Source organism: Acinetobacter sp. 8I-beige (assembly GCF_902505955.1).
GTDB classification, from domain to species: Bacteria; Pseudomonadota; Gammaproteobacteria; order Pseudomonadales; family Moraxellaceae; genus Acinetobacter; species Acinetobacter johnsonii.
Genome location: NZ_LR732792.1, coordinates 98,850 through 124,849 on the forward strand (window position 1 = coordinate 98,850; position 26,000 = coordinate 124,849).

Genomic DNA, 26,000 nt, shown 5'->3' on the forward strand with positions numbered 1-26,000 from the left:
TTTATTCTTCTTTATTCTTATGCGCTTTACGGTTCCTGCGCCAGATGAGTAGGCTAATAATTAAAACAATCAGAACACCTAGGATAATAGCAATAGTTTGTAGAGAAATCTGCTCAATAATCGGTGGTTTTGCTTTTTCAACCATGTTTTGATTCAAAACAGTGATTTGCCCTTGTGCGGAAATAAATAATGCTGTGGTGTTGTTGGGTATTTTCTGCTGAATTTCGGGCCAGAATCGTGCAAAATTTTCTGCTCCCAAGTTATTATCACTATAGATCCAGAAGTTTCCATTTTTGACTGTAATCAGGCCACCATTTTCTGTGGTCGGTAAATAGAGAGTTTGGCCATATTTTTGCAATTCGGATTGATAACGTTGAGCATCAAGCTGGATATTAATGGCTTTAGGGGCATTTAATGTGAGTGGCGTGATATTTAAACCGATGGGGTCATTACTCAACAACATTTTCTTGGCAACTTGCGCCAAGCTAATAGCGATTGGGGTCGCGGCTGGAGTATTGACAGCAATTTCAGGCGTACTGCTAAACGTGCTAGAAAGCGTGATTACACCCTTTTTCATCTGATGCGGTAGATTCAGCTTAGTTTTTTTCGTATCTATCCATAAGGCATTTCCTGCATTTGGGAGGCAGTAATTGTTATTTAACTGGGTATTGCTGACCATCATGTTAAAGCTAGTGGTATAAGGATAGTCGGCACTTATAAAGTCAAACTGACGTTCCACTGGGCTTGAGTCTAGCTTAGCTAGGCTGGTGCTCCCCGCCAAACCATCATTTAACCAGACTTGTAAAGTAGATCCCTGTAATAGTCCACTTTGAGAGCGAAAACTAAGTTGCCCATTTAAAATATCAGTTGCTTCCCAAACAGCTGGAAAGATCAGTGAAAGGTTTTTAGGGGAATTATCGAGCTTAAAATCGGTAACACCTAAATCCGCTAGGCTCTCGAATTTGCGTAAACTGGCCCATGTCGGTCTTGCAACAGGTCCATTTAATGATGCTGTTGGGGTATTGAGCTGTTCTAGATATTGGCGGTTGAGTAGAGCATTGATAGCCATCAGCAATTGCGATTCTGTCTCATATTCAATATTTAGAGTGGGCGTTTGGTTTTCCTGACTCAGACTAATTTGTGCATTCGGTAGTGATTTGGTTGAACGCTGAATACTGATAATGAAGTCGGGTACTACCCCCGTATTTGCAGTCAGTTTCCATTGTATGGGTGTAGCAAAGTTCCAAGCCGTGGTGAGTCGGCCGATCATGCTAGCTTCCATGAAATTTGTAGTATCAAAGCGCAGTAACGCCTGTATAGGTTCTGCGCGGTTGAGCTGGCTATTAAACAATGCATCTGGTAGCTGATTGAGCTGTAGGGTTTTACGCTGTGGCTGATAGCTCAGATTTGCCTGTGTGAGTGCCGTATAGAGATTACTAGATTCTAAGCACATATTTTCAGTGCTTTGTGCTTCAGTAGAGGGCTTTTGTAAAATACTAATATCGAGTCGGTGGAAGCCGCTTTGGGATGGTTGAAGGTTGAAACTTAATGTGCCTTTACCACTTAAGTTCTGCTGATGGATGAGCTGGTTGTCATAACGTACAATAATTGTACTATTACCCTGTACATTAAACTGACTATTGAACAGGACGTTTTGCCAGCTTTCCCCTTTAGCCACGTAAAAGAAATAAGGCGTACTTTGCTCAATGTTCTGTGAGATGAAATCATCTAGCTTCCATGTATCTGCATGGACATGTGCGCTACATGCAAGAAATAGGAGCGATGACATTAATGTAAAAGGAGCTGTTTTTATCTGTAAGGTCATTTTTTTTCCTTCTTCCGTTCTGTCTTGTACCAAGTAATTCCTTCACCTTTGATTTTTCCTTTCAGCATATCCCAAGCGGCTTTGAAAACAATCAACAGAAAGACTTGTGAATAAGTGAAATAGGCAATAAAAGCATAGAAATAAAATCTTTTCGGTACTTCTTTTTCAAGGCTAAGTGTGAACCAAATTTGTATTAAATAAAGGATAAAGGCCAGAATGAACAGTAGGGTGAATGGGCCTGGAATAGTAGTACCATCAATACCCAACAAGCCAATGATCATGGTCAAGTGACTTAAGAACAGGGCTGGAACAAACATGATGTAGCACATCATATTATTTCCGATTTCCATTCCAATTGGAAAAGGGTGTCGAATAGCTGTTCTTAAATATTTGCGTGTTACATAGAAGTTACCTTGAGTCCATCTAGAGCGTTGTTTGATGAAAATGCCTAGGTCACCAGGATCTTGCTGCCAGCCCACGGCATAAGGTACCCATTTAATTCGTTTATGACCTAAAAAAATCCGATAACTCATTTCTGTATCATCAACTAGAGATTTCTCATCAAAGCCACCCAAAATATCCAATGCGTCTCGCCAGATGACATAATTGGTGCCCATTAATGTCGATAGACGGAAGCGTAGCCAACGTCCGCCTTGAAAAATCCATTGAAAATAAATAAATTCAATTGCAATAAATGTACTGAGAGCACTGTCTTTCCAGTTACGTGTGCGTACTTTTCCATTGACAGCGACAAGGCTGGAATCTGCCAATAGAGTTTGCGCAATTAAACGCACACAATCGGGCTCAGGTGTACTATCTGCATCATAAACGGCAATCAGCTCGCCTTGAGCATACTTGAGGCCGTTATTTAAGGTTCTAGATTTTCCTTTACCACCTTGGCCTTTAGGGACATTAACTACACGAATGACAGGAAACTCGGCAGCCATGCGATCCGCAATTTCCTGTGTATCATCTTTGGAGGCATCATTAATCAGGAGTACCTCATAGCTTTCAGCAGGATAGTCCTGTGCGGCTAATGCACGTAAGGTATCCTCAATCACCAGCCCTTCATTATAAGCAGGAATCAATACACTGAGCATGGGCCAGCGTGGAGGTACTGGGAGGTTGGCCAGTTCTTTGCTGGCTTGAATAGAGTAGTGCCAAGCAGAAAAGCTAAGCCAAGCCCAAAAAGCTTGAGGAATCCAGATCCCAATAAATCCGATAATAAAAAGAATATCGATAGTGCTCATGATTTTTTAAACCTCCTCCATAGCATAGTAGAGAGAAGAATGAGCATTAAAATAATGATTACAAATACAGATACCCAAGAGGTAGATGTACCCCAAAAGCTTAGTAACCCTGGGTAATGAGTAGAGAGCACAAGGTGAAAAGGTAAAATCACTAAACCAGCTGAAAGTAATACATATCCGATCGGATTGGTGTGAATCCGGTCTTGCTGGCTATTAAAATGCAAATTTAAAAAATTCCAAGAAATTCCCAAGTCAGGATATGCAATATCACTTTCTGCAAGGCTGAGCTGCGGGTTTAAAACGATTCCAGTGCCATTAAAAGGTGAGTGAGTGTAAGCCGTATAAAAGAGCTGTTGGCCTGATTGGATACGCCGTGCAGGTAAAGGGAGTTGGTCAGGATTCGCTTGAACAACATATAAGCCACTTGGTAAGACCTTCAAGTTTGGATTCCAGCCTTCTTGAATATAGGCCCCCATAGGACGTAAGCCTGCACTGGTTGCCAAAGTTGCTAGACCAGGGAAGTGCTGCGGTTCAACACTACTTAGATCGAGTAGTGGGATTGCTCCTTCAGAAACTTCCTGTTTGACCTTAAAATAAATGGCAGGTCTCATGAAATTTTGAGGAATAAGTAGGCCAGATTTAATCCCTTGGCTCTTCATTTTTTTATAGCTTTCAGAGTCAAGTTGATCAACTGTAAAAACAGGCCATAATTTTTTAGTTGCTGAAAAATGTTCAGGAATTTTGCTGTTATCAGAGATCCCTTTTTGTTGGGTTGAAGTGGCCTTTTCCAAACGGCAGTGGTAATACTGCTGATAATAAGAGGAAAGGATTAAATCGGGCTGTGTATGGACTGAAATCAATAATCCGCAGGCGAAAATCATGCTACTCATAGGCTTTCCTCTGAAAAAGAAGTTTGCCCTTTGACATGCGAATGATGGGTGATTTTCGTTTTGATTAGTTCAATCTGTTTAATTCTGTCAATCAACTGCTTAGATGCCACAGAGTCTTGATCGGCAATCGTAATCACATAGAGCATCGAAAGTCGCGTATCAGTAAAAGAAAAATGTGGGGTCTCAAAATTATTTTCTAGTACATTGATAATTTTCTGCTGTAGGTGTTTTAGCTCATCCACCTGCAACATATCTCTTAATAAATTATGGTTGGTAATTTCTATATGAATTTCATTGTATTGAGGAATAAGGCCTTGGTTCAACATGTGTTGTACTTGATCATGCGTATAATGATAGGTACTGATAGGAAGTGTTTTATATATTAAATTTTTACGGTACGTATCAAGTAAGTCATTGGTCTGTCGATTGGTCGACATCATTTCATAATAAATACTCAATAGCACAGGTGCTACAGGGAAAACGAAAAGCTGCAATAATTTGGTATTGGTGTCGATTGTATTGACTTGGATATCAAACAAAATGTAAATAAAGAAGACAATAAAAATAAAAATACTCAGAATCATTGCTTGAATTAAATTTAAGAATCGCCCCAGTAAAATAAAAGCAATCAAAAGTACCCAGCTGCCTACAAGCTCTGTACGTAACCACTCGTATCCAACGATTCCTATAAAAAGGGTAATCAGCATAGGAATGAAGGTGATGGTTTGATTTGTTCTTACTAACCAATTCTTTTGCATTAAAATTACTTTTTAAGAAGTGTAATGATGTAAATAACTGTTAATTTTCATTTAAATTATTACATAAAGCATTGTAAATAAATTGTGTAAAAAGGATGTAAAATTATTATATTAGCCTGAAGACGGTTGACTTTTATTTAGAAATCTTAACTTTAATGACTTTATTAAATTTTCTTCTTGGAGGTGTACAGAGTATTGATTTCAGTAAAATTTGATTGAGGGAAAGATTGGTATTAATTCTGTTTAAGATTCCTAATAGCTAAATTTATTCAATGAGGGATAGGTCAATAGCATCCGTAAATATCGTCCCAAAAACTCTGATAATGCTTGAAGAAGTGGTAATGAAGTATGACATATTAAAATTTTAAATATGGTGTCTAGTATAGTTTGGAGCAGAAAGGCTTAAAAGACTGAGAAAAATGATTTTTTGAATAAGACTCCATTTTAAACAAAGTCTTACTCATTTGAATTTTTCAATTATAAGAATACAATTAATAAAATCACACCTAAAACGACGCGATACCAAGCAAACACTCTTAACGTATGTTTTTCTACAAATTTCACTAAAGTTTTTACAACAATTAATGCCGCAATAAAGGCTGCGACAAAGCCAACAGAAATATTCAGTAAATTATCCGAGGTTAGTACACTTGCATTGCGAATTAGGTCATAGGTGGCTGCACCGAGCATAGTCGGCATGGCTAGAAAGAAAGAAAATTCCGTTGCTGCTTTACGAGAAAGCCCCGATAACATACCCCCAATGATGGTTGCACCTGAACGCGAAGTGCCTGGAATCATTGCGACGCATTGTGCAAAGCCAACGATAATGGCCTGTTTGATGGTAATATCCGTTGCTTCAATAGTTTTAGGCTCAATTTTTCGAGCTTCTACTGCAAAAATAATCAATCCCCCGATAATCAGTGCACATGCCACTACCAGCGGGCTAAATAGTACTTGTTTAATAAAATCAACCGCTAGCACCCCAATGACCACTGCAGGAATGAAGGCCAAAATGACATTGATGGCAAAACGTCGCGCGTGTTGGTCGCCAGAAAAAAAGCCACGAACCAGTTCAATAATTTTGTGTCGGTATAACCAGCAAACAGCCAAAATAGCACCGAGCTGAATTACAACTTCAAATGCACGTCCCGCATCGGATTGGAAATCAATGAGATGACCAAAAAGAATCAAATGCCCTGTACTGGAAATCGGTAGAAACTCCGTTAATCCTTCGATAAGCCCTAAGAATAAGGCTTTAAGTAATTCCAAGTTGTGCATAAATAAAAAAGTTAATAATTAAAAATTGGAATCTGTTTTAAGGTATTTCGTGCAACTTTGAAATGGGGAGGAGAAAGTTTTTTAGTTTTTTTTATGTCATAGGTCTTGGGATGGATCGAGTATTCATGTGCTGTATGTGTATTTACGGTCGTGGCGGATGTTTTTTGAATGAAGAAAATGATGAAGACCGTAGAATGGTGCATCCAAACGAAAATATTCTAAAATCATATTCTATTCAGCGATAAAAACGCTGTAATCCTATTCAACGCTCTAAATGAATGGTTTTGAATTTTTTGTCATCACTCTTGTGTATACCTTGGATTATTCTTTGCTTAGATGAAAAAAATTGCATGGAAATCGAAATGAGCCCAACAATTTCTAGATCTAACTGATGCTGTTTAAAGAGCACGTGATCAAAAGTTCAGTTATCTAAAGAGCAAGCCAATCATTGTTTCACTTTTTTTGACTGAGTTGTCATCGGAATTAGAGAAGTTGAAATAAGAAGAAGAAAAAGATGCTTATTTAATTTTAAATAGAATAATTTACGCAAAGTTTACGCCATCCGCATTTTTGAATATAGAGAATTTACGCCCTCAATTTCCATACTTACGCTGACCTATTTTAAATGGCTTTTGCTATGTGGGAATTTATTACTGTATTTGTATTTTCATTGCTGTTGGCCTATCCGCTAGGACACTATCTTGCGGATGTGATGCAAACCAAACCAATGAAAAGTGACAGCTTCTTTAAGTGGATTGAGCAACCGATTTATGCTGTGCTCGGTGTCAAGCGCAGCGGGATGAACTGGCGACAATATTTGGGTGCCTTTGTTCTGAGTAATGTTTTACTGCTTGGGGCGAGTGTCACTATTTTAATGACACAGGCATGGTTACCATTGAATCCTGATCATATTCCGAATATGAATTGGGACTTGGCTTTACATACCACCATTTCATTCCTGACCAATACCAACCAACAACACTATTCTGGACAGGCTCAACTGTCTTATCTATCGCAAATGACCGTGATTGTGGGATTGCAATATTTTTCTCCAATCATGGGGCTTGCCTTATTGGTTGCCATGTTAAGAGCATTATTTTTACAATCAGCTCAACAACAAGACCTAGATCAAAACAAATGGAATCGCATTAATCTGGGTAATTATTGGATGGATATCATTCGACCACTATTTCGATTTTTCATTCCTTTGGGATTTATTTTTTCTTTACTGCTCACTTTTCAAGGTGTGCCAGCAACCTTATCTGCGGGGCCAACAGCGCAAGTTTTAGAGCAAAGCACAGAAGTCAAAACTCAACATATTCCACTGGGCCCTGTTGCACCGATGGTGGCAATTAAACAACTGGGCAGTAATGGGGGTGGCTGGTATGGCCCCAACAGCACTGTGCCTTTAGAAAATCCAACACCATTGTCCAATGTGATTGAGATGATTGCGATTTTACTGATTCCACTTTCTGCGGTGTTTATGGTTGGGCGTTTTATTCAACGTAAAAAACTGATGTGGATGATTTTTGGCAGCATGTTGTTAATGTCACTTTCTTCAACGCTATTGACCCTGTGGGCTGAAAAATCTTCGCTCACTCCAAATACTGCTTTGATGGAAGGGAAGGAAATGCGTTTCGGTGCTGAAGCATCGGCATTGTGGGGAAGTTTGACCACACAAGTGAATAACGGCTCTGTGAATATGATGCATGACTCTGCCTCACCCCTAACGGGATTGGTTGAACTGTGCAATATGTTGATCAATGCCATTTGGGGCGGCATAGGGTGTGGTTTATTACAGTTCTTCATTTATCTGTTTTTAGCGGTATTTATCGCAGGTTTGATGACAGGGCGTACCCCTGAATTATTTGGGCGAAAAGTTGAAGTCACTGAAATTAAGTTATTAGCGCTGGTGATTCTTTTACAACCTGTGGTGATTCTTGGTCTGACTGCGATTGCAATTGCATTCCCATCGATGACAGGAAATTCTAATCCAGATTTTCACGGTATTAGCCAAGTGTTTTATGAGTATGTCTCTGCTTATGCCAACAATGGTTCGGGTTTTGAAGGCTTAGGCGATAACACGTTATGGTGGAATCTGAGTGCCAGTGTCGCTTTACTGGCAGGGCGTTATAGCGTGTTGATCATTCCAGTCTTAATTGCAGTCAGTTTAGCAACCAAACCGCAAGCAGCCGAAAGCAAAGGTTCTTTACATATTGAGTCACCGACATTTGCACTGACCTTAATCGGAATCGTGTTGATTCTCACCTTATTGCAATTCATGCCCGTGTTGGTGATTGGGCCAATTGCTGACTATTTATCGATAAAAGTTTAAGCGTGGAGCAAGCACAATGAAACATTCAAATGCGACACAACAGATGGATATCTTGAATAAAGAAATTATTCAGCAAACTTTCCATAAATTGCTGCCTCAACACGCGTTTAAAAATCCAGTGATGGCATGTGTGTGGGTGGGAACAGTTTTAACCCTTGTTGCCACTTTGATGGGAAATGCCAGTTTAGGTTTTGGTTTAGTCCTAAGCTTGATTTTATTGGTCACGGTCTTATTTGCCAATTATGCCGAGGCGGTGGCAGAAGCCAAAGGACGTGGGCAAGCAGCATCTTTACGTCAGGCGCGTGAAAATTTAACTGCAAATCGTATTCTCGATTTAAATGCCATCCCGACAGTGATTTCTGCAAACCTACTCAAAAAGGATGATTTAGTCATCGTCAAAGCAGGTGAAATTGTTCCAGCGGATGGTGAAATTATTCAGGGTTTTGCGACCATCAATGAATCAGCCGTTACAGGTGAATCTGCACCCGTACTGCGTGAAGCCAATACCGACCGTTCAGGTGTGATTGGCGGCACTAAGGTTTTGTCCGATGAAATTATTATTCGAGTCAGTAATGAAGCAGGGCATAGTTTCCTAGACCGTATGATTGCCTTGGTGGAAGGTGCCAACCGTCAAAAGACACCGAATGAGGTTGCACTCAGTATTTTGCTCAACATCATGACCATTACTTTTATTGTGGTGGTGCTGACTTTACCTGTTATTGGATCAATGGTCGGGATCAAAATCAGTATGGTTTTGCTGATTGCCCTATTGGTGTGTTTGATTCCAACTACGATTGGCGGCTTGCTGCCTGCAATCGGTATCGCAGGGATGAACCGTGCTTTAAAAGCTAATGTCTTAGCAAAATCAGGGAAAGCGGTTGAAGTTGCGGGTGATATTGATGTGTTGTTGTTGGATAAAACTGGCACGATTACCTATGGAGATCGCCAAGCCACTGCTTTTTATCCATTGGCAGGTGTGACACCAAGTGAGTTACGCGAAGCAGCAATGCTCACTTCTTTTGCTGATCCAACGCCTGAAGGGAAGTCGATCATCAGCCTTGGGAAAGAGCTAGGTGAAAGCATCCAAGAGCCGAAAGATGCTGAGTTCATTCAGTTTAGTGCCTCAACACGTTTATCGGGTGTGGACTTGGCTACGGGACAAAAGATTCGTAAAGGTGCAGTCGATGCCATTCTTAAATTTACCGATCAAGAAATCAAAGACAACATTGAGCTTAAAACTCGTGTAGAGCAAGTGGCTTCTAAAGGTGCAACACCACTTGTGGTGGCTTTGAATCACAATATTTTAGGTGTGATTGAACTTTCGGATGTGATTAAGCAAGGGATTAAAGAGCGCTTTGCACTACTACGTGAAATGGGCATCAAAACCATTATGGTCACGGGAGACAATCCGTTGACTGCGGCTGCGATTGCGGCTGAAGCAGGGGTGGATGACTATATTGCGGAAGCGAGACCTGAGGACAAATTGGCGTGCATTCGTAATGAGCAAGCAGCAGGGAAATTGGTCGCAATGGTGGGTGATGGTACCAACGATGCACCAGCCTTAGCGCAGGCGGATATTGGATTAGCCATGAACTCAGGCACTCAAGCAGCCAAAGAAGCAGGCAACATGGTGGACTTGGATTCCGATCCGACCAAATTGCTAGATGTGGTCGAAATTGGTAAGCAGCAATTGATTACTCGTGGAGCATTAACCACTTTTTCGTTGGCAAATGACGTCTCTAAGTACTTTGTGATTTTACCAGCCTTGTTTGCCGTGGCGATTCCACAACTTGGGGTACTGAATATTTTGCAACTCAGTAGCCCGAGTAGTGCGGTGATTTCTGCATTGATCTTTAATGCCTTGATTATTCCAATGTTGATTCCATTGGCATTGAGAGGTGTGCAATTCAAACCAGCCAGTGCGCTGCAATTGTTACGCCGTAATATGCTGATTTACGGGGTAGGTGGGGTGATCTTTCCGTTTATTGTGATCAAGCTGATTGATCTTGTTGTGTCCTTGTGGATTTAGGAGTGAGATATGAATACTTTATTGAGTCATGAGCAATTGAATCAACAGGATTTAGCATTATCTAGTCAAGGACATTCAGTCCTACGTCCGAGTCTTGGTTTGATTGTGGTTGGTTTTTTGATTGCAGGCATGTTGTACGCTACAGCGAGTGTATCCATTGCGCAGTTGATTTTTCCCAAACAAGCCAATGGTAGTGTCATTGAACTGAATGGTAAAATTATTGGTTCAAGCTTGGTAGGACAAAACTTTGTTAGTGAACAATATTTTCATGGACGACCAAGTGCGGTAAGTTACAATGTCGATGGCATGGCAGGCAGTAATTTAGCAATCTCTAATCTTGATTTACAAAAACAAATTAAAGAGCGAACAGTGCAATTTGCCCAGAATAATCATATTACTGAGCAACACGTGCCGAACGAGATGGTGACGGCTTCAGGAAGCGGGATTGACCCAGATATTTCACCTGAAAGTGCTTTATTACAGGTGAAACGCGTGGCGCAGCAACGTCATTTACCTGAGCAACACGTTCGTGATTTGGTTCAACAACAAATTCAGCCTGCACAGTTCGGCGTATATGGGCAAGCGCGAGTGAATGTGTTGCAGTTAAATTTAGCCTTAGATCAATTGTCATCGACCACACGTTGATAGAGCGTAATTATGCAGATCGACCGTAATAACAAAGCAGATGCATGGTTGGCACATAGTCAGCGTGAACAATCTGGACGTTTGACCATTTTCTTGGGTGCAGCACCTGGGGTGGGGAAAACCTATGCCATGCTGACCCGAGCGCATGAGTTGACGCAACAAGGGCAGCATGTGGTCGTTGGGGTCGTAGAAACCCACGGTCGATCTGATACCGAACGTTTGATTCAAGGGTTGAATGTTATTCCAAGGAAGCCTGTGGAATATCAGGGGCGAATGTTGGATGAGATGGATCTCGACCAAATTCTTAAATTAAAGCCTCAAATTGTGCTTGTTGATGAACTTGCACATCGAAATGTTCCCAATAGTCGGCATGAATATCGTTGGCAGGATGTCAATGAGTTGTTGGATGCAGGCATTGATGTCTATAGCACCTTAAATATTCAGCATTTGGAAAGCCTGAATGATGTGGTTTTTCAAATTACGGGGATTCGGGTAACTGAAACGGTGCCCGATGCACTACTTAAACGTTTGAAAGATATTCGACTGGTTGATTTACCTGTTCCTGAATTATTAGAACGAATGAATCATGGCAAGATTTATTTCGCCGATGTTGCCGCCCATGCATTACAAGGTTTTTTTAAAGCTGCGAATTTGACAGCGTTACGTGATCTGGCAATTCAAACTGTTGCAGGGCAAGTCGATATTGATTATCGAGAAAAATTTGTTGCGCAAGGGCAGATTATTCCGATTCAAAATCACGTCATGTTGGCAATAGATGGTTCTGAATTCTCTGAAGATTTGGTACGCCGTGCGCATCGGATTGCGGAAAGGCGCAATGCAACGTGGAGCGTCATTTCGATTCAAAAAAGTAAGGTTGAAACGACCCAAGCCTTTGCCGTGACTAAAGCCTTTAATCTAGCGCGTAAGCTCGGTGCAGATACCTATTTGCTGTATAGCAATCATATTGCATCGACCATTTTACAGGCCGCTTATGATTATGGTGCATCTAATATTTTACTCGGCAAAAGCCCTCAAAAATCGCTATGGCAGCGTCTATTTTCAGATCATATTGCCGATCAACTGTTAGAGAAACAGCATCCTTTTGAAATCACCTTTGTTCAGCCTTTAAAAGCCAAAAATAATGAAAAGCGTTTGCAGACAGATGTGGCTCATTCATCTTGGCTGGAACAAGGCTTGGCGTTTAATCAACGTGAAGTGTTTGAAAGTATTATCATTGTATTACTAGGACTGATTGTGGCGGCAATCAGTGATCATTTTATTGGGTATAGTGATTTAGCTTTAATTTTTATTGTGACTGTATTATTGGTTGCGATACGTGCCCGCATGTTGATTACAATTATCAGCGTATTCGTCTGTTTTTTACTCTATAACTACTTTTTTATTGAACCTCGTTTTACCTTTATGATTAGTGCTGAACGTGGGGTGATTACCATTATCACGTTCATTGTCTCAGCTTTACTGGTCGGGCGTTTGGCCAACCAATTACGCGCTCAAGTACTCAGCCTACGTGCTGCAAATTCAGTGTCGTTACAGTTACAAGAATTAGAGCGCAAGCTATCGACCTGTGTAGATATTGAACAGGTGTTAAATGTCGCCAAACAACATTTGGAAACTTCATTAAATGCCACGGTTTGGTTAAAAGTTGAAAATCAGTCTTTAGGTGATGCATCCGTCTTAAATGAAAAAGATCAAATTGCCGCAGATTGGACGCAGAAGAATGCGAAACCCTGTGGACGTTTTACCAATACGTTGACCAATTCTGATTGGTGGTTTATTCCGCTGAATTTGGTGAAAGAATATGGGGTGATTGCAATTCGCTTTCATCAAAATGCTCAAACCATCAGTTTTGAATTGCAACGTTTAACTGAGTTGATGATTGAGGATATCGCACAAACTGTTGCTCGGGTTCAACTCTCGTTACAGTTAGAAAATTCTCGTGTGGTGGCTGAAACGGAAAAGCTCCGCTCTGCTTTACTTTCTTCGGTATCGCATGATTTACGTTCACCCTTAGCCGCGATGATTGGTTCGGCAGATACGCTCAAATATTATGGTGAACAGATGCCTGAAAGCGATCGCCATGAATTATTAGACACCATTCATATCGAGGGCGAACGACTGGATCGCTATATTCAAAACCTGTTGGACATGACTCGTTTAGGTCATCAGGGTTTGACTTTGAGTCGTGCTTGGATCGGTGTGGATGAACTGATTGGCTCGGCAACGCAACGACTGAAACGCTATCAGCCTGAGGTGAAAATTGAGATTGCTTTGGCGGAAGAACTTCCGCAATTGTATGTGCATCCTGCTTTAATTGAACAAGCCATTTTTAATGTCTTAGAAAATGCCGCCAAGTTTTCACCAGAGAATGTTCCAATTGAAATCAAGATTCAGCAAGAGGGACACTTCTTACAAATTGACATTACCGATCAAGGGATTGGTATTCCCGAAGATGAACGTGAACAAATTTTTGATATGTTCTATACCATGCAGCGTGGCGATCGCGGTAAAACAGGAACAGGTTTAGGGTTGGCGATTGTCAAAGCAATTATTGGCGCACATATGGGTAGTATCGAAGCTTTTGCTAGAACAGATGGTCAAGGCACCTTAATTCGCATACGATTACCGTTACATCAGGACTAAAAACATTTTTATGCCGCAAACAATTCATCCGAATGCATCAATTCTGATTATTGATGATGAGCCTCAAATCCGAAAATTTTTGGACATTGCTTTACGTGCGCAAGGTTATCAGGTGCATGTTGCTGAAAGTGGCATGAAAGGCTTAGAAATTTTGGCAACACGAGGTGCGGATTTACTGATTTTAGATTTGGGTTTACCTGATATGGAAGGGCAGCAGGTGTTGACCGAGATGAGACAGTGGTCAGATATTCCTGTGATTGTGTTATCTGCACGCCCTGATGAAAATCAAAAAATTAAATTGCTCGATGCAGGCGCAAACGACTATGTGACCAAACCGTTTAGCATTCAGGAATTATGCGCTCGTATTCGAGTGATGTTTCGCAATAAACCACAACAGTCTGAACAGAATGTTGTATTTGATGATGGTCAATTATCTGTGGATGTGGCTGAACATGTGGTGACATTTGCTCAGGAAGAAATTGTACTCAGCAAAAAAGAATTTCAACTGTTAGCACTCTTGATTCGTCATCAAGGTAAGATCGTCACACAAAAACAAATCATGACCGAGTTATGGGGCATTAGTCATGAAGAGGATACTCATTATCTTCGAATCTTGGTGAAAAAACTCCGCAGCAAAATTGGAGATTCTGCGGTCACTCCAAAATATATTTTTACCATTGCAGGCGTGGGGTTACGTTTCGATGCAGCAAACCGCACATAGTAAAAAGCTCAATTTTTTTATAATCGATTTTGGCTAACTTAGAGTTTCAAAAGATGCCTAATTTTATTCGTAATCATAGGATTACAAGCCAAAATTGCAATTAAGATAATAGATATACCGAGAATACTGAACATGTCAGGAATCTCATGCCAAAAAATAAAGCCCCAAATCCCTGCAAATACAATCGCAATATAATTCATCGGCCCAATTTGCCCAGCAGGGGCTAAACTATAGGCATAAGACATAAACAACTGGCTGATGTTGGCTAAGAGCCCTGCGGTAATGAGTAAGGCCAATTCTTTGAGTGTGAAGATACGCCAGTGCCAAAACATTGGAATAGATGAAATGAGCGTGCCAAAAATACAAAAATAGAAAACGATCCGTTCAGGTGGCTCAGTACTGGTCAGTGCACGTACAGTGACAAAGGCCATTGCAGATAAGAAACAAGCACCTAGACCAATCACAGACAACGCATTAAACATCCCTTGATCAGGTTTTGCCACCAACAGCACTCCGATTAAACCGACAACTGCCGCGATAATCATGCCAAGGCTTATTTTTTCTTTGAGAAAGAAGTAGGCAATCAGTGGAATAAAAATCGGTGAGGAGTAACTAAACACCATCGCATTGGACAGTTTTAGATGTGCAATAGCATAGAAAAAACCATACATTGCAGCTAAACCGACTACACTGCGCCAAGTATGCATCCACAATTTATCGGTTTTAATAAAACTTAAACCCTGCTTAAACAGCATAGGAATAAAAATAAATAATCCGACAGCATTCCTAAAAAAGACCACTGTCGGATTATCTACCGTTTCAGATGCAAAACGAATGCACACGCCCATAATCGAAAACAGTAAGGCTGAAGTCATTAAACAGAGCAGTGCTTTACTCACAGCCGTTGAGGGAGATGATGTGTTTTGCATCATAAAATTGTGTTTCCGAGTACATAAACAGGTAAATAGAAGAATCAGCCGATTCCTCTACCTACCTTATAAAGTTTAGGTCACAGGGGCAGGGTTAAAGACTGCAAGTGAATTATGAATTCCCCAGTGATCTGACCAAGTTTTCTTTTCACCGCTTGCAACTTGCAAAATGAGTTCAAATAATTCCCAACCCACTTGTTCAATGCTGCGTTTACCAATCGCGATATCACCCGCGCTAATATCAATCAGGTCATACCAACGGTTGGCAATGGTGTTACGGCTCGCCATTTTAATCACAGGAACTGCGGCTAAACCGTAAGGCGTGCCACGACCTGTGGTAAAGACTTGTACTGTAATGCCAGAAGCCATTTGTTGTGTACCACAAATAAAGTCGCTAGATGGCGTTGCAGCAAAAATCAGCCCTTTCTTGGTTGGTTTTTGTCCCGGTGCCAAGACTTCAACAATTGCGGAGCTGCCAGACTTAGCAATCGAGCCCATGGCTTTTTCCACAATATTGTTTAACCCCCCCTTTTTGTTACCTGGGGTGGTATTGGCACTGCGGTCTACTTTACCTGCGGCGAGGTAGTCATCATACCATTGCATTTCACGAATGAGGTCTTTTGCAACTTGCTCATTTTCAGCACGAGGCGTGAGTAAATGAATGCCATCACGGACTTCAGTGACTTCTGAGAACATCACTGTACCGCCGCAACGCACAATCAGGTCAGAGGCAAAGCCAACAGCAGGGTTAGAGGTGACACCTGAGAATGCATCACTGCCACCACATTGCATACCCACCACCAAATGTGATGCAGACACTTCTTCACGTTGACGTTGATTTAGTTTTTCTAAATGGTGTTCAGCCACCGCCAAAATGTGGTCAACCATACTCTGAAAGCCATTATGACGTTCATCTTGCAGTTGAATGATGTCTTGGTCTTCAACAGGAATGCGTTTGTTTTCAGCAGGAATATTCAGCAAGCGTTCAGGTTGCATTTTTTCACAGCCCAAGCTGACCACCATCACTTCGCCACCAAAGTTTGGATTCAGCGCTAAGTTATGAATGGTACGAATCGGCACAATCGCCGCAGGTGCATCAATCGCGACACCACAGCCATATAAGTGGTTGAGTCCGACAATACCATCGACATTTGGATATTTATGCAGTAATTCACGCTCTACGATTTTCACCACATGATCGACAATCCCTTCAACGCAGTTCACGCTGGTGGTAATTGCCAATAAGTTTTTGGTTCCAACAGAACCATCTTTGTTTTTATAACCTTTAAAAGTATAGCCAGTGAGCGGTTCAAGTACTGGTGCAGGACGAGTCGCGAGTTCTAAAGAGTCTAAGGTCGGTGCTTCAGGCATCCGTGTAACCGCTTCATTGACCCATGAGCCTGCATTTAGCGTTTTATTTGCATATCCAATAATTTCACTGTAGCGCACAATCGGATCATTTTCTTTTAATGTTGTTAATAAGACTTTATGCCCTTGAGGGACAGCTTCAACCAAAGTGATGTCTTGTGCTTCAACATAAGTGCCTTGTGCTAGACCACCATCGTTCACCACGATCGCGACGTTGTCTTGCGGATTAATTTTGATGAGTAGTGGTCTTTGTTGCATGATCGTTCCTTGTATTAAGTGGCAAACAGAGCTAGTTAGAAGATAGCTAGCTCTGGTAAAGCATGAAGCAGATGAATTAAGGTGCAGTGGTTTTCAGTTGGAAACGCTCGATTTTGCCAACCATGAATAGATAACACAGTAGTGCAATCACGGCATGGATACCGACAAAGACTAAGGCATTATTGAAAGAACCTGTTGAGCTGATGATGTAACCAATCACAATTGGAATCACAATGCCTGCGGTATTACCAAAGGTGTTGAATAGACCACCCGATAGACCAATCATTTCTTTAGGTGCGACGTCTGACATAACCGCCCAACCTAAAGAACCAAAGCCTTTGCCAAAGAAAGCCAATGACATAAAGAAGATGATGGCAGTATGTGATTCCACATAGTTACAGATCACAATACTGGTCGATAAGAACAGACCTAAAATAATTGGCAACTTACGTGCGAAAGTCACTGAATGATTCATTTTGATAAGACGGTCTGATACCAAACCACCCAAAATGCCACCGATAAAACCACAGAGTGCAGGTGCAACTGCAGCAAAACCAGCTTGTAAAATGGTCATATGACGTTCTTTTACAAGGTACACAGGGAACCAAGTTAAGAAGAAATAGGTTAAGCAGTTAATACAATACTGCGCGATGAATATCCCCAGTAACATACGTGAAGAAAGAAGCTGTTTAATATCGGCAAAAGAGGTCTTTTTCTTTTGCTGATTATTATTTTTGTCTTCCCCCATGAGGACTAAACCACCACCTTGTTTGATGTATTCAAGCTCTGATGGATTGATACTTGGATGGTTGACTGGGCTATAAATCACTTTTAGCCAAATAAACGATACAACAATACCAAGACCACCCATAATCCAGAAAATAGATTGCCAGTGCACTTGAGCAACCAGCCACCCCATAAATGGTGCAAAGATCACGGTTGCAAAATACTGTGCAGAGTTAAAAATGGCTGCTGCTGTACCGCGTTCTTTGGTGGGGAACCATGCTGCCACAATTTGGCTATTGCCTGGAAAAGCAGGGCTTTCAGATAAGCCAACAAGGAAACGCAATAAAAACAGGACACTAATGACAGCGCCAGTGCTGCCGAAAATATCCGAAAAACCAATTAAAATCGTGAAGAATGACCATAAAAAAATACTGGCAAAATAAACTTTTCGCGCACCGTATTTATCGAGTAGCCAGCCTCCAGGAATCTGACCAATCACATAGGCCCATGCGAACGCAGAAAAAATATAGCCCATGGTCACAGAGTCAATACCTAACTCTTGTGTCATTGGTGAAGCAGCCATAGAAAGGGTGGCACGATCACCGTAGTTTAATGAGGTGACAATAAAGATCATCGCTAAAATTAAGTAGCGGGTCTTGGTATGTTTGGCCGTTGCAACTGTAGCGGCGCTTTGCGTTTGTAAGTTTTCCATACACAAACTCTTCTATCCGTAACCTAATTTGTGCGCAATCAAATTAGAGTGACTTCATGTCTATTTAACGAAATAGGTATTTTTTCATCATGAGTAAATACCTATTTCTTCCAAAATGCTCAAAGCAGTCTTTAAAGATGTATGACATCTTATGATTATTTTTGAATTGTTTGCAATTTGTTTTTTTTTGGATTTTAATGGGTTTTTTATTAAGCTATTGAATATTAATAATTTAAAAAAATAAAGAGGTATGATGACTTGCTCGTTTGCCTAAGAGAAACTTATTTATACGCATAAAACATCATATTTTATTCTTTTTAAAAGAGGAACTAAATCAGCAATTAGTTGAAAAAGTATAGGATTTTTTGCCTATTATTTAACTCTCGAGCAATTTTCTGGGCTTTTTGAGAAAAAAGATTGGATATTGAAAATTTATGTTGTAGGATGTCAGACAACTTATAGATAACTATGGAGAGTTACAATGGAAGCAGTTGAGTTAAAGAGCATTATTTCTGATGGTTTACTTTCTTTTCCAGTAACTGACTTTGATCAGAATGGTGATTTTAATAAAGCGACTTATCAAAAGCGCTTAGAATGGTTAGCCCCATATGGTGCAAGTGCACTCTTTGCTGCGGGTGGTACAGGTGAGTTTTTCTCATTAACGGGTAACGAATATTCTGAAGTGATTAAGACCGCGGTTGATACCTGTAAAGGCAGCGTGCCAATTATTGCGGGTGCAGGTGGTCCAACACGTCAAGCGATTGCACAAGCTCAAGAAGCAGAACGTCTTGGCGCTCAAGGTATTCTTTTAATGCCACATTATTTAACGGAAGCGAGCCAAGAAGGTTTGGTCGAGCACGTTAAACAAGTGTGTAACTCGGTAGACTTCGGTGTCATTTTCTATAACCGTAGTGTATCTCTTCTAACTCTTGATTCATTACAACAGCTAACCGCTGCTTGCCCGAACTTGATCGGCTTTAAAGACAGTTCTGGTCAAATTGATATGATGACAGGTATTACTCAAACTGTCGGTGATCGTTTATCTTACTTAGGTGGTTTACCAACTGCAGAAGTATTTGCTGCACCGTACAAAGCACTCGGTTGCCCAGTGTATTCATCTGCAGTGTTTAACTTCATTCCAAAAACTGCCATGGAGTTCTACCACGCAATTCGTGCCAACGATACAGCAACGACTGATCGTTTAATCAAGGATTTCTTTTTGCCGTTAATCCAAATCCGTGACCGTAAAGCGGGTTATGGCGTAAGTATGATTAAAGCGGGTGCCAAGATTGTGGGTTATGATGCGGGTCCTGTTCGTCCACCATTAAGTGACTTAACGCCGAAAGACTTCGAAGATTTGGCTGCATTAATTGCAACTTTAGGTCCGCAATAAGTTTAGAAATTTAGGCATTGGAGTTTATTCATGGCATTGAATATAGGTAAGCAATTTATCAAGGGTCAGCGTGTAGCAGTACATGCACCTGCACTTGAAAGTATTAATGCAACAGACTATCAACCTACGGGCTACCTCTTTAGTCAAGCGAGTATTGAAGAAGTTGATGCTGCAGCTCAAGCCGCAGAAGCTGCTTTTGTGTTGTACAGCCAAACTTCGCAAGAGCAACGAGCAGGTTTCTTAGATGAAATTGCCATTGAAATTGAAGCTTTAGGTGCATCACTACAAGAGGTTGCTTCTTTAGAAACGGGTCTCCCTTTGGCGCGTTTGCAAGGTGAAACAGGGCGCATTACAGGTCAGTTGCGTTTATTTGCTCAGTTGTTACGTCGTGGTGATTTTTATGCTGCACGTATTGATCCTGCATTGCCAGATCGTAAGCCGATGCCTCGTGTTGACCTACGTCAGTATAAAGTTGGTTTAGGTCCTGTTGCCGTGTTTGGTGCGAGTAATTTCCCACTGGCATTTTCAACCGCGGGTGGCGACACCGTTGCTGCTTTGGCTGCGGGCTGTACTGTGGTATTTAAGGCACACTCAGGGCATATGGCAACTGCTGAATTGGTGGCTGAAGCCATTGAAAAAGCTGTCGTAAAATGTGGCATGCCCGCTGGTACTTTCAATATGATCTTTGGTGGACGTATTGGTGCAGATTTGGTGGCACATCCTTTAATTCAAGCTGTGGGTTTTACTGGTTCTTTGGAAGGTGGTATGGCGCTGTATAACATTGCGCAAAACCGTCCACAACCAATTCCTGTCTTTGCTGAAATGTCGAGTGTGAATCCATTGGTGGTGATGCCACAAGCATTGGCTGCTCGTGGCGCGCAAATTGCACAAGATACCGTGGCGTCATTCAACATGGGCTGTGGTCAATTCTGTACCAAACCAGGTCTGATTTTAGGCGTGAAAAGTCCTGAATTTGATCGTTTTGTTGAAGGTTTGGTTGCCCATACCGAGCAAGCCGCTCCACAAGTGATGTTAAATTCGGGTACGTTGAAAAGCTATCAACAGGGTGTGGCTGCACTCAATGCAGAGACAGGTTTTGAGCAGATTGCTCAAGGTCAAGCAGCGACGTTGATTTCACAAGCATCGGCTAACTTGTTCCAAGCAGACCAAAGCGTTTTGTTGGCAGGTAATGCCAAGCTACAACATGAAGTGTTTGGTCCAATGTCGATTGTTGTTGCAGTAGACGACGAAGCAACCTTATTACAAGGTCTTGAACAATTGGCAGGGCAATTGACTGCAACCATTATTGGTGAAGATGCTGAATTGGCGACGGCACAAGCATTATTAACACTGTTCACGCGTAAAGCAGGGCGTGTGTTATTTAATGGCTTCCCAACGGGGGTAGAAGTGTCTGATGCGATGGTGCATGGCGGTCCATTCCCTGCAACAAGTGATGCGCGTGGTACATCGGTAGGTACGGGTGCAATTGAGCGTTTCATGCGTCCAGTATGTTATCAAAACACACCACAAGCTCTGTTGCCAGATGCACTTAAAAATGAAAACCCTTTGCAGATTAACCGCTTGATTAATGGTGAGTTGACCAAAGCAGCACTATAAGTCAATCCAATTTTTTCTGAGCCACGCTGTGATTCGTCATCGCGTGGCTTTCTTAAGGATGGTAGGGTATGGAAAGTTTTAACTGTAGTAATGCCAAAGCGCTGTTGTCTATGATTATGGATAAAGCAGTCGCGGGTGATCCCGTCGAAATCACCAGAAAAGGCCGTGAATCTGCGGTCATGATCAGCAAGGCCTCCTATGAGGCTTATAAAAAAGCAGAATTTGAGGCGAAATTTCCAAAACAGTCCGAATCTTACTGAAGGTTTTGGGCTTCAAAATGTAGTGCACGAGCATGTCAGGCGAGTATTTCCTTTTTTGAATAAACAGTGTTAGTTTGAATGACACGATCAGACTGATATGATGTATCACCACTCCCGATAACAACTGAAGTCCAAACAACTTACTATAGGGCTATTGGGTTGGGTTATAGTAAACTAAGTCTCTAATTTTCCAATATTTGGTGAGTCTCTTTCATTATGTCTAGTGCGATTAAATCTAGATCAACAAAAAAATTAAGCCAAATCATCGTCGCGCAATTGATTGAAAAAATTCAATCCGGAGACTTTAAGGTTGGAGAAAAAATTCCGACAGAACTTGAACTGATTGAACAGTTTGAAGTGAGTCGTTCGGTTATTCGAGAGGCTATTACCGAATTACGTTCTCTCGGTTATGTCGAGACCCGTCATGGCATTGGTACTTTTGTCAAAGAACATTCTATCGAACAAAATTTTTTACTTTCAAATGCCAGTTTAGAAACCATCAATGACATTGTGGCATTACTGGAATTGCGGATCAGTTTAGAGTCGGAAGCCGTATTTTTGGCATCTGAACGTCGTAAACAAGTACATATTGATCAGATGAAAGCGGCATTAAATGATTTTGAAATGCATATTTCATCGGGTGAAAATGATGGCACCGTCAAAGCCGATTATGACTTTCATATTGCGATTGCTGAGGCCTCTGCCAACCAATATTTTGTGGACTTTTTGAAGTACTTGGGTGAGAAAATTATCCCGCGTGCACGGGTGAAGTCGATTGAACAAAGTCCAGAAAATCGTGAAGAGTATTTAAAAGCGGTACATCATGACCATGTTAATATTTTCAATGCCATTGTGGATCAAGATGGACTTTTGGCGCGTCAAATGATGCGTGCTCATCTCTCAAAAAGCATTAAAAAGTTTAAGCAATAGTTTTCGGATTTAACGACGATTAAAGTTCTGATATAAAAAAGCAGCATGACTTAATTCGAGTCTGCTGCTTTTTTTATTGATGCAAAGTCTATTGAAGCATGATGTATTTAAACAAGGTTTTGCTTAACACCTTGCATATTTTGATTGATATTACTTTGTAAAATGTCAAACAAACGTTGCTGTGCTTCGTCTGTACCCCAAGCAATATGTCCAGTAATCATGACATTGGCATGCTGGCGTTGTAATTGGAGTAGCGGGTGATCATCGGCAGGCGGTTCCTGATTCAATACATCAGCACCAAAGCCCGCAATTTTTTTGCTTTCAATTGCTGCAATCAGGTCGGCATCATGCACTAAGCCACCACGTCCAACATTAATCAGAATACTTTTTTCTTTCATGCGTTCAAAGACTGAAGCGTCGATCATGTGTTGGGTTTCAGCATTTAACTCACAGTGCAAAGACAGAATGTCTGCTTGCTCAACTGCTTGTTCAAAAGGGATATAACCGTCACGGCAGGCAGGTGCATTTTTACGTTCGCTAAAGATCACCTTCATTCCAAAGGCTTGCGCTTTTTGTGCAAGCGATAAACCAATTTCACCTTTGCCAACAATAGTTAGTGTTTTATTTTTGAGTTCACCCATTGGAGCAGCTAAAAAGAATGAGCTGTTGCCCGTTGACCACAATCCTTGTTTAACGCCATCAACCTGTTGAGGAAAATTTTTAATTAAATTAATCATTAAGGTGAACGCATGTTCAGCAACGGCATCGCCTGCATAGCCACGGATATTACAGACTTGAACGCCATGTTGTTTGAGCAGAGGCAGATTGACGTGGTTAAAGCCAGTTGAGCAGAGTGCGAGGAGCTTTAGATTGGGATTGTTGGCTAAAACTTGTTCATTAACATTTAAATCACTAATGATAATGACATCTTGATCATGGACTTGTGTTTGAAACTGCTCTTGATCGAGTTGCTGGAATTCGCTGTATTGCACAGGAAAATCGAATTGAAATGCTTGATCAATTAAGACATATTTTTCGGCACAGGTTACTTTGAGAGTCGACATAAGAAAGTATTCAACATAAAACTAGAGGATATAAGACATCATATGTCATCTAAGTGCTGATTTCTATATCACATCATCATACGCAGGGCAGTTGCGCATCGTTCAAGCCATTTCTTGATTTTAAATCGATGAGTTTCTAGGAAGGAGATGCATCTGATACTGCTCTAATCAAGGCACTCATCAAGAAAAAATACCAAGAAATCGATACGTATTTCTTGGTATTTATCTTCGTTACATGAATGGTCTGAAACATGAAGCTAAACATCAAAAGCATGAACAACTCAGCTCAAACAAGTCCAGATTCTAGTTAAGTATTTAAATGCTCTAAGGTTGAAATAAAGTCCGTAAATTTCTCACCTTGAATCACCACATGCGCTTTCAGCAAAGCCTCAGCTTCTTGTTCATCCCCTGAAAAAATGGCCTCTAAAATTGCGCTATGCTCTGAAAATGAATGATTCATTCGATGGTTAACACGGAGTTGTAGGCGGCGGTAGGGGTGCAAACGTTTGTGCAAGGTACAGGCTTGTTCAATTAGAAAGGCATTATGACTAGCTTGATAAATGGCAAAGTGAAATAAACGGTTGGCCTCATAATAATTTTCTGAGTCGTTCTGATTTAAATAGTCCTGACATAACTGATGTAAGCGCTGTAATTCTTGCTTTTCTTCAGGTTGAATGCGCCGTGCTGCTAAACGTCCACACATAGCTTCTAATTCAGCCATCACCTCGAACATTTCACAAAGGGTAAGTGAATTAATGGCTGGAATAATTGCACCACGACGTGGGCGAATTTCAACTAAACCTTCAGCGGCCAATAGCTTTAATGCCTCACGAATCGGAGTGCGTGAAGCACCATAGCGTTCGCAAAGCTCTTGTTCATCTAGCTTAGTCCCAGGTAGGAAAAAGCCATAAATAATATCATCCTCTAACTTTTTACTAATTTGAATAGAAAGAGGAAGTTCCGCAATTGAAGTCATACATCACCAAAAATTGTATACAATTTATGTTTATTTGAGTACAAAATATTGTACACTGGATACAGATAAGCTATAACTATAGCAAATTATAAGTCATATTATTAGAAGCGCTGCATGATCCAGGGAGGATTCAGCAATGATTATTTACGGAACAGCCATATTGGCAGTCTGCCATTTACTTGGTGTTTATCTAGGCAATGTTCTCGGAGTTGCACTCGGTGTCCAAGCCAATGTAGGTGGTGTGGCCATCGCCATGATTTTATTAATTCTATCGAAGGAACTGTTAGCTAAACGTGGGCACTTACCGCAAGTGACTCAATTTGGTGTGTTGTACTGGTCAGGTATGTATATCCCGATTGTGGTTGCCATGTCGGCAGGCCAAAACGTAGTTGCTGCTATGTCGGGCGGGATGTTGGGGCTTGTTGTTTCGGTTGCCTCGCTTATCGGTACGGTATTGGTGATTCGTTGGTTGAATAAATCCAGTGGTGACTACGAAAGCTACGAATGGGCTGTAGAGCCGACTGAAAAAACCGCTTAAGGACAAGGGTGTTGTCTTAACACGAAATAACAATCAGTTATACGGTTACAAGGAAGAAACGCAATGGAAGAAATAATTACGGTTTTTACCAAAAATGCCCTCGTCGCGGCGCTCGCAGTGACTGGTTTGATGATGTATGTGTCGCATCTTTTGTCGAAATACCTCACCAAAGGGAAGTTACAAAGCTCAGCCATCGCCATCACCATGGGGCTAGTCTTGGCATATTTTGCAGGGATTTATACTCAAGGTGAAAAGGGCATTTCAGATATCGCCATTTTCTCAGGTTTTGCTTTACTCGGTGGCGCCATGATTCGTGACTTGGCCATTGCATCAACGGCGTTTGAAGTTGACGTCAAAGAAGTGAAAAAAGCAGGAAAGGTGGGTTTGATCGCACTTGCACTTGGCTGCGTGATTCCGTTTGTGATTGGTGCAATGGTGGCCTGGTTGATGGGCTATAAAGACCCCGTTTCGATGACCACGATTGGCGCAGGTGCGATGACTTATATCGTTGGACCAGTAACGGGTTCTGCCATTGGTGCAAGCTCAGAAGTGATTGCACTATCGATTGCGATTGGCTTAATTAAGTCAGTGTTCTTTATGGTGGGTACACCAATCTTTGCAAAATTTATGTATCTCAAAAGTCCACGTTCTGCCATGGTTTTTGGTGGAATGGCGGGAACGACCAGTGGTACAGCAGCAGGTTTGGCAGGAACTGATGTGCGTTTAGTACCCTATGGTGCATTGGTCGCAACCTTCTATACCGGTCTTGGTTGCTTACTTGGACCCTCTGTATTTTTTCTCACAATTAATGCCATCTTCGGCTAAGCACAGCATAAA

21 protein-coding genes are annotated in these 26,000 nt (G+C 41.3%); 11 read left to right on the forward strand and 10 right to left on the reverse strand.

Annotated elements, in window-relative coordinates; translation table 11 throughout:
• Position 1: 1 nt before the first annotated feature.
• The 5 genes from GVX98_RS10855 to GVX98_RS10875 form a co-directional block, all read right to left on the reverse strand.
• Entirely contained in the window at positions 2–1,825 is a 1,824-nt protein-coding gene (locus GVX98_RS10855) for a hypothetical protein (protein ID WP_004981543.1), read from the reverse strand.
• A complete protein-coding gene (locus tag GVX98_RS10860) occupies positions 1,822–3,075 on the reverse strand; it encodes a glycosyltransferase family 2 protein (RefSeq protein ID WP_159128071.1) in 1,254 nt (417 codons plus the stop codon). Before GVX98_RS10860 ends, GVX98_RS10855 begins: the two co-directional genes overlap by 4 nt.
• Positions 3,072–3,965: a hypothetical protein gene (locus GVX98_RS10865; protein WP_004981539.1), complete on the reverse strand. Its 894-nt coding sequence runs from the start codon at positions 3,963–3,965 to the stop codon at positions 3,072–3,074. The genes GVX98_RS10860 and GVX98_RS10865 overlap by 4 nt, the downstream gene beginning before the upstream one ends.
• Positions 3,962–4,723 carry a hypothetical protein gene (locus tag GVX98_RS10870; RefSeq protein ID WP_159128072.1) on the reverse strand — a complete coding sequence of 254 codons (762 nt, stop codon included), beginning with the start codon at positions 4,721–4,723 and terminating at the stop codon, positions 3,962–3,964. Before GVX98_RS10870 ends, GVX98_RS10865 begins: the two co-directional genes overlap by 4 nt.
• Before the next feature lie 477 nt (positions 4,724–5,200).
• Positions 5,201–6,001, reverse strand: coding sequence for an undecaprenyl-diphosphate phosphatase (locus GVX98_RS10875; protein WP_004981537.1), 801 nt, complete (start codon positions 5,999–6,001; stop codon positions 5,201–5,203).
• A 637-nt stretch (positions 6,002–6,638) separates the two neighbouring features.
• Between GVX98_RS10875 and kdpA the strand changes: the two genes are divergently transcribed.
• From kdpA to GVX98_RS10900, 5 genes are read left to right on the forward strand one after another with little or no spacing between them, the layout of a single operon-like run.
• Positions 6,639–8,336: a potassium-transporting ATPase subunit KdpA gene (gene kdpA / locus GVX98_RS10880; RefSeq protein WP_159128073.1), complete on the forward strand. Its 1,698-nt coding sequence runs from the start codon at positions 6,639–6,641 to the stop codon at positions 8,334–8,336.
• A gap of 16 nt (positions 8,337–8,352) precedes the next feature.
• Positions 8,353–10,365: a potassium-transporting ATPase subunit KdpB gene (kdpB, locus tag GVX98_RS10885; RefSeq protein WP_159128074.1), complete on the forward strand. Its 2,013-nt coding sequence runs from the start codon at positions 8,353–8,355 to the stop codon at positions 10,363–10,365.
• A gap of 9 nt (positions 10,366–10,374) precedes the next feature.
• Positions 10,375–11,010: a potassium-transporting ATPase subunit KdpC gene (kdpC, locus tag GVX98_RS10890; protein WP_159128075.1), complete on the forward strand. Its 636-nt coding sequence runs from the start codon at positions 10,375–10,377 to the stop codon at positions 11,008–11,010.
• A 12-nt stretch (positions 11,011–11,022) separates the two neighbouring features.
• Positions 11,023–13,671 carry a sensor histidine kinase KdpD gene (locus GVX98_RS10895; protein ID WP_159128076.1) on the forward strand — a complete coding sequence of 883 codons (2,649 nt, stop codon included), beginning with the start codon at positions 11,023–11,025 and terminating at the stop codon, positions 13,669–13,671.
• A 10-nt stretch (positions 13,672–13,681) separates the two neighbouring features.
• Positions 13,682–14,392, forward strand: coding sequence for a response regulator (locus GVX98_RS10900; RefSeq protein WP_004981526.1), 711 nt, complete (start codon positions 13,682–13,684; stop codon positions 14,390–14,392).
• Positions 14,393–14,430: 38 nt separating this feature from the next.
• Here the strand turns inward: GVX98_RS10900 and GVX98_RS10905 are convergent, their stop codons facing one another.
• The 3 genes from GVX98_RS10905 to GVX98_RS10915 form a co-directional block, all read right to left on the reverse strand.
• Positions 14,431–15,321: a DMT family transporter gene (locus GVX98_RS10905; protein WP_035326922.1), complete on the reverse strand. Its 891-nt coding sequence runs from the start codon at positions 15,319–15,321 to the stop codon at positions 14,431–14,433.
• A 75-nt stretch (positions 15,322–15,396) separates the two neighbouring features.
• Positions 15,397–16,947, reverse strand: coding sequence for a galactarate dehydratase (gene garD, locus GVX98_RS10910; RefSeq protein ID WP_159128077.1), 1,551 nt, complete (start codon positions 16,945–16,947; stop codon positions 15,397–15,399).
• Between the two features lie 76 nt (positions 16,948–17,023).
• Positions 17,024–18,385, reverse strand: a complete 1,362-nt coding sequence (locus GVX98_RS10915) for an MFS transporter (protein ID WP_159128078.1) — start codon at positions 18,383–18,385, stop codon at positions 17,024–17,026.
• A 481-nt stretch (positions 18,386–18,866) separates the two neighbouring features.
• Between GVX98_RS10915 and kdgD the strand changes: the two genes are divergently transcribed.
• From kdgD to GVX98_RS10935, 4 genes are all read left to right on the forward strand, one after another.
• A complete protein-coding gene (gene kdgD, locus GVX98_RS10920) occupies positions 18,867–19,778 on the forward strand; it encodes a 5-dehydro-4-deoxyglucarate dehydratase (RefSeq protein ID WP_159128079.1) in 912 nt (303 codons plus the stop codon).
• A gap of 30 nt (positions 19,779–19,808) precedes the next feature.
• Entirely contained in the window at positions 19,809–21,395 is a 1,587-nt protein-coding gene (locus GVX98_RS10925; RefSeq protein ID WP_004981517.1) for an aldehyde dehydrogenase (NADP(+)), read from the forward strand.
• A gap of 68 nt (positions 21,396–21,463) precedes the next feature.
• Positions 21,464–21,655 carry a type II toxin-antitoxin system Phd/YefM family antitoxin gene (locus tag GVX98_RS10930; protein ID WP_004981514.1) on the forward strand — a complete coding sequence of 64 codons (192 nt, stop codon included), beginning with the start codon at positions 21,464–21,466 and terminating at the stop codon, positions 21,653–21,655.
• A 216-nt stretch (positions 21,656–21,871) separates the two neighbouring features.
• Complete coding sequence (locus tag GVX98_RS10935; RefSeq protein ID WP_004981513.1) at positions 21,872–22,585, forward strand: FadR/GntR family transcriptional regulator; 714 nt, start codon at positions 21,872–21,874, stop codon at positions 22,583–22,585.
• Positions 22,586–22,692: 107 nt separating this feature from the next.
• Here the strand turns inward: GVX98_RS10935 and GVX98_RS10940 are convergent, their stop codons facing one another.
• Together GVX98_RS10940 and GVX98_RS10945 are read right to left on the reverse strand one after the other, a co-directional pair.
• The gene (locus GVX98_RS10940; RefSeq protein ID WP_004981510.1) at positions 22,693–23,649 is read right to left on the reverse strand and encodes an NAD(P)-dependent oxidoreductase; all 957 of its coding nucleotides are present in this window, start codon (positions 23,647–23,649) and stop codon (positions 22,693–22,695) included.
• Between the two features lie 307 nt (positions 23,650–23,956).
• On the reverse strand, positions 23,957–24,625 hold the full coding sequence (locus GVX98_RS10945; protein WP_004981507.1) for a GntR family transcriptional regulator: 669 nt from the start codon (positions 24,623–24,625) through the stop codon (positions 23,957–23,959).
• 136 nt (positions 24,626–24,761) lie between these two features.
• On the opposite strand from GVX98_RS10945, the gene madL reads away from it, so the two are divergent.
• Entirely contained in the window at positions 24,762–25,163 is a 402-nt protein-coding gene (gene madL / locus GVX98_RS10950; protein WP_004981506.1) for a malonate transporter subunit MadL, read from the forward strand.
• A gap of 63 nt (positions 25,164–25,226) precedes the next feature.
• Positions 25,227–25,988: a malonate transporter subunit MadM gene (madM, locus tag GVX98_RS10955; protein ID WP_004981504.1), complete on the forward strand. Its 762-nt coding sequence runs from the start codon at positions 25,227–25,229 to the stop codon at positions 25,986–25,988.
• Positions 25,989–26,000: the final 12 nt, after the last annotated feature.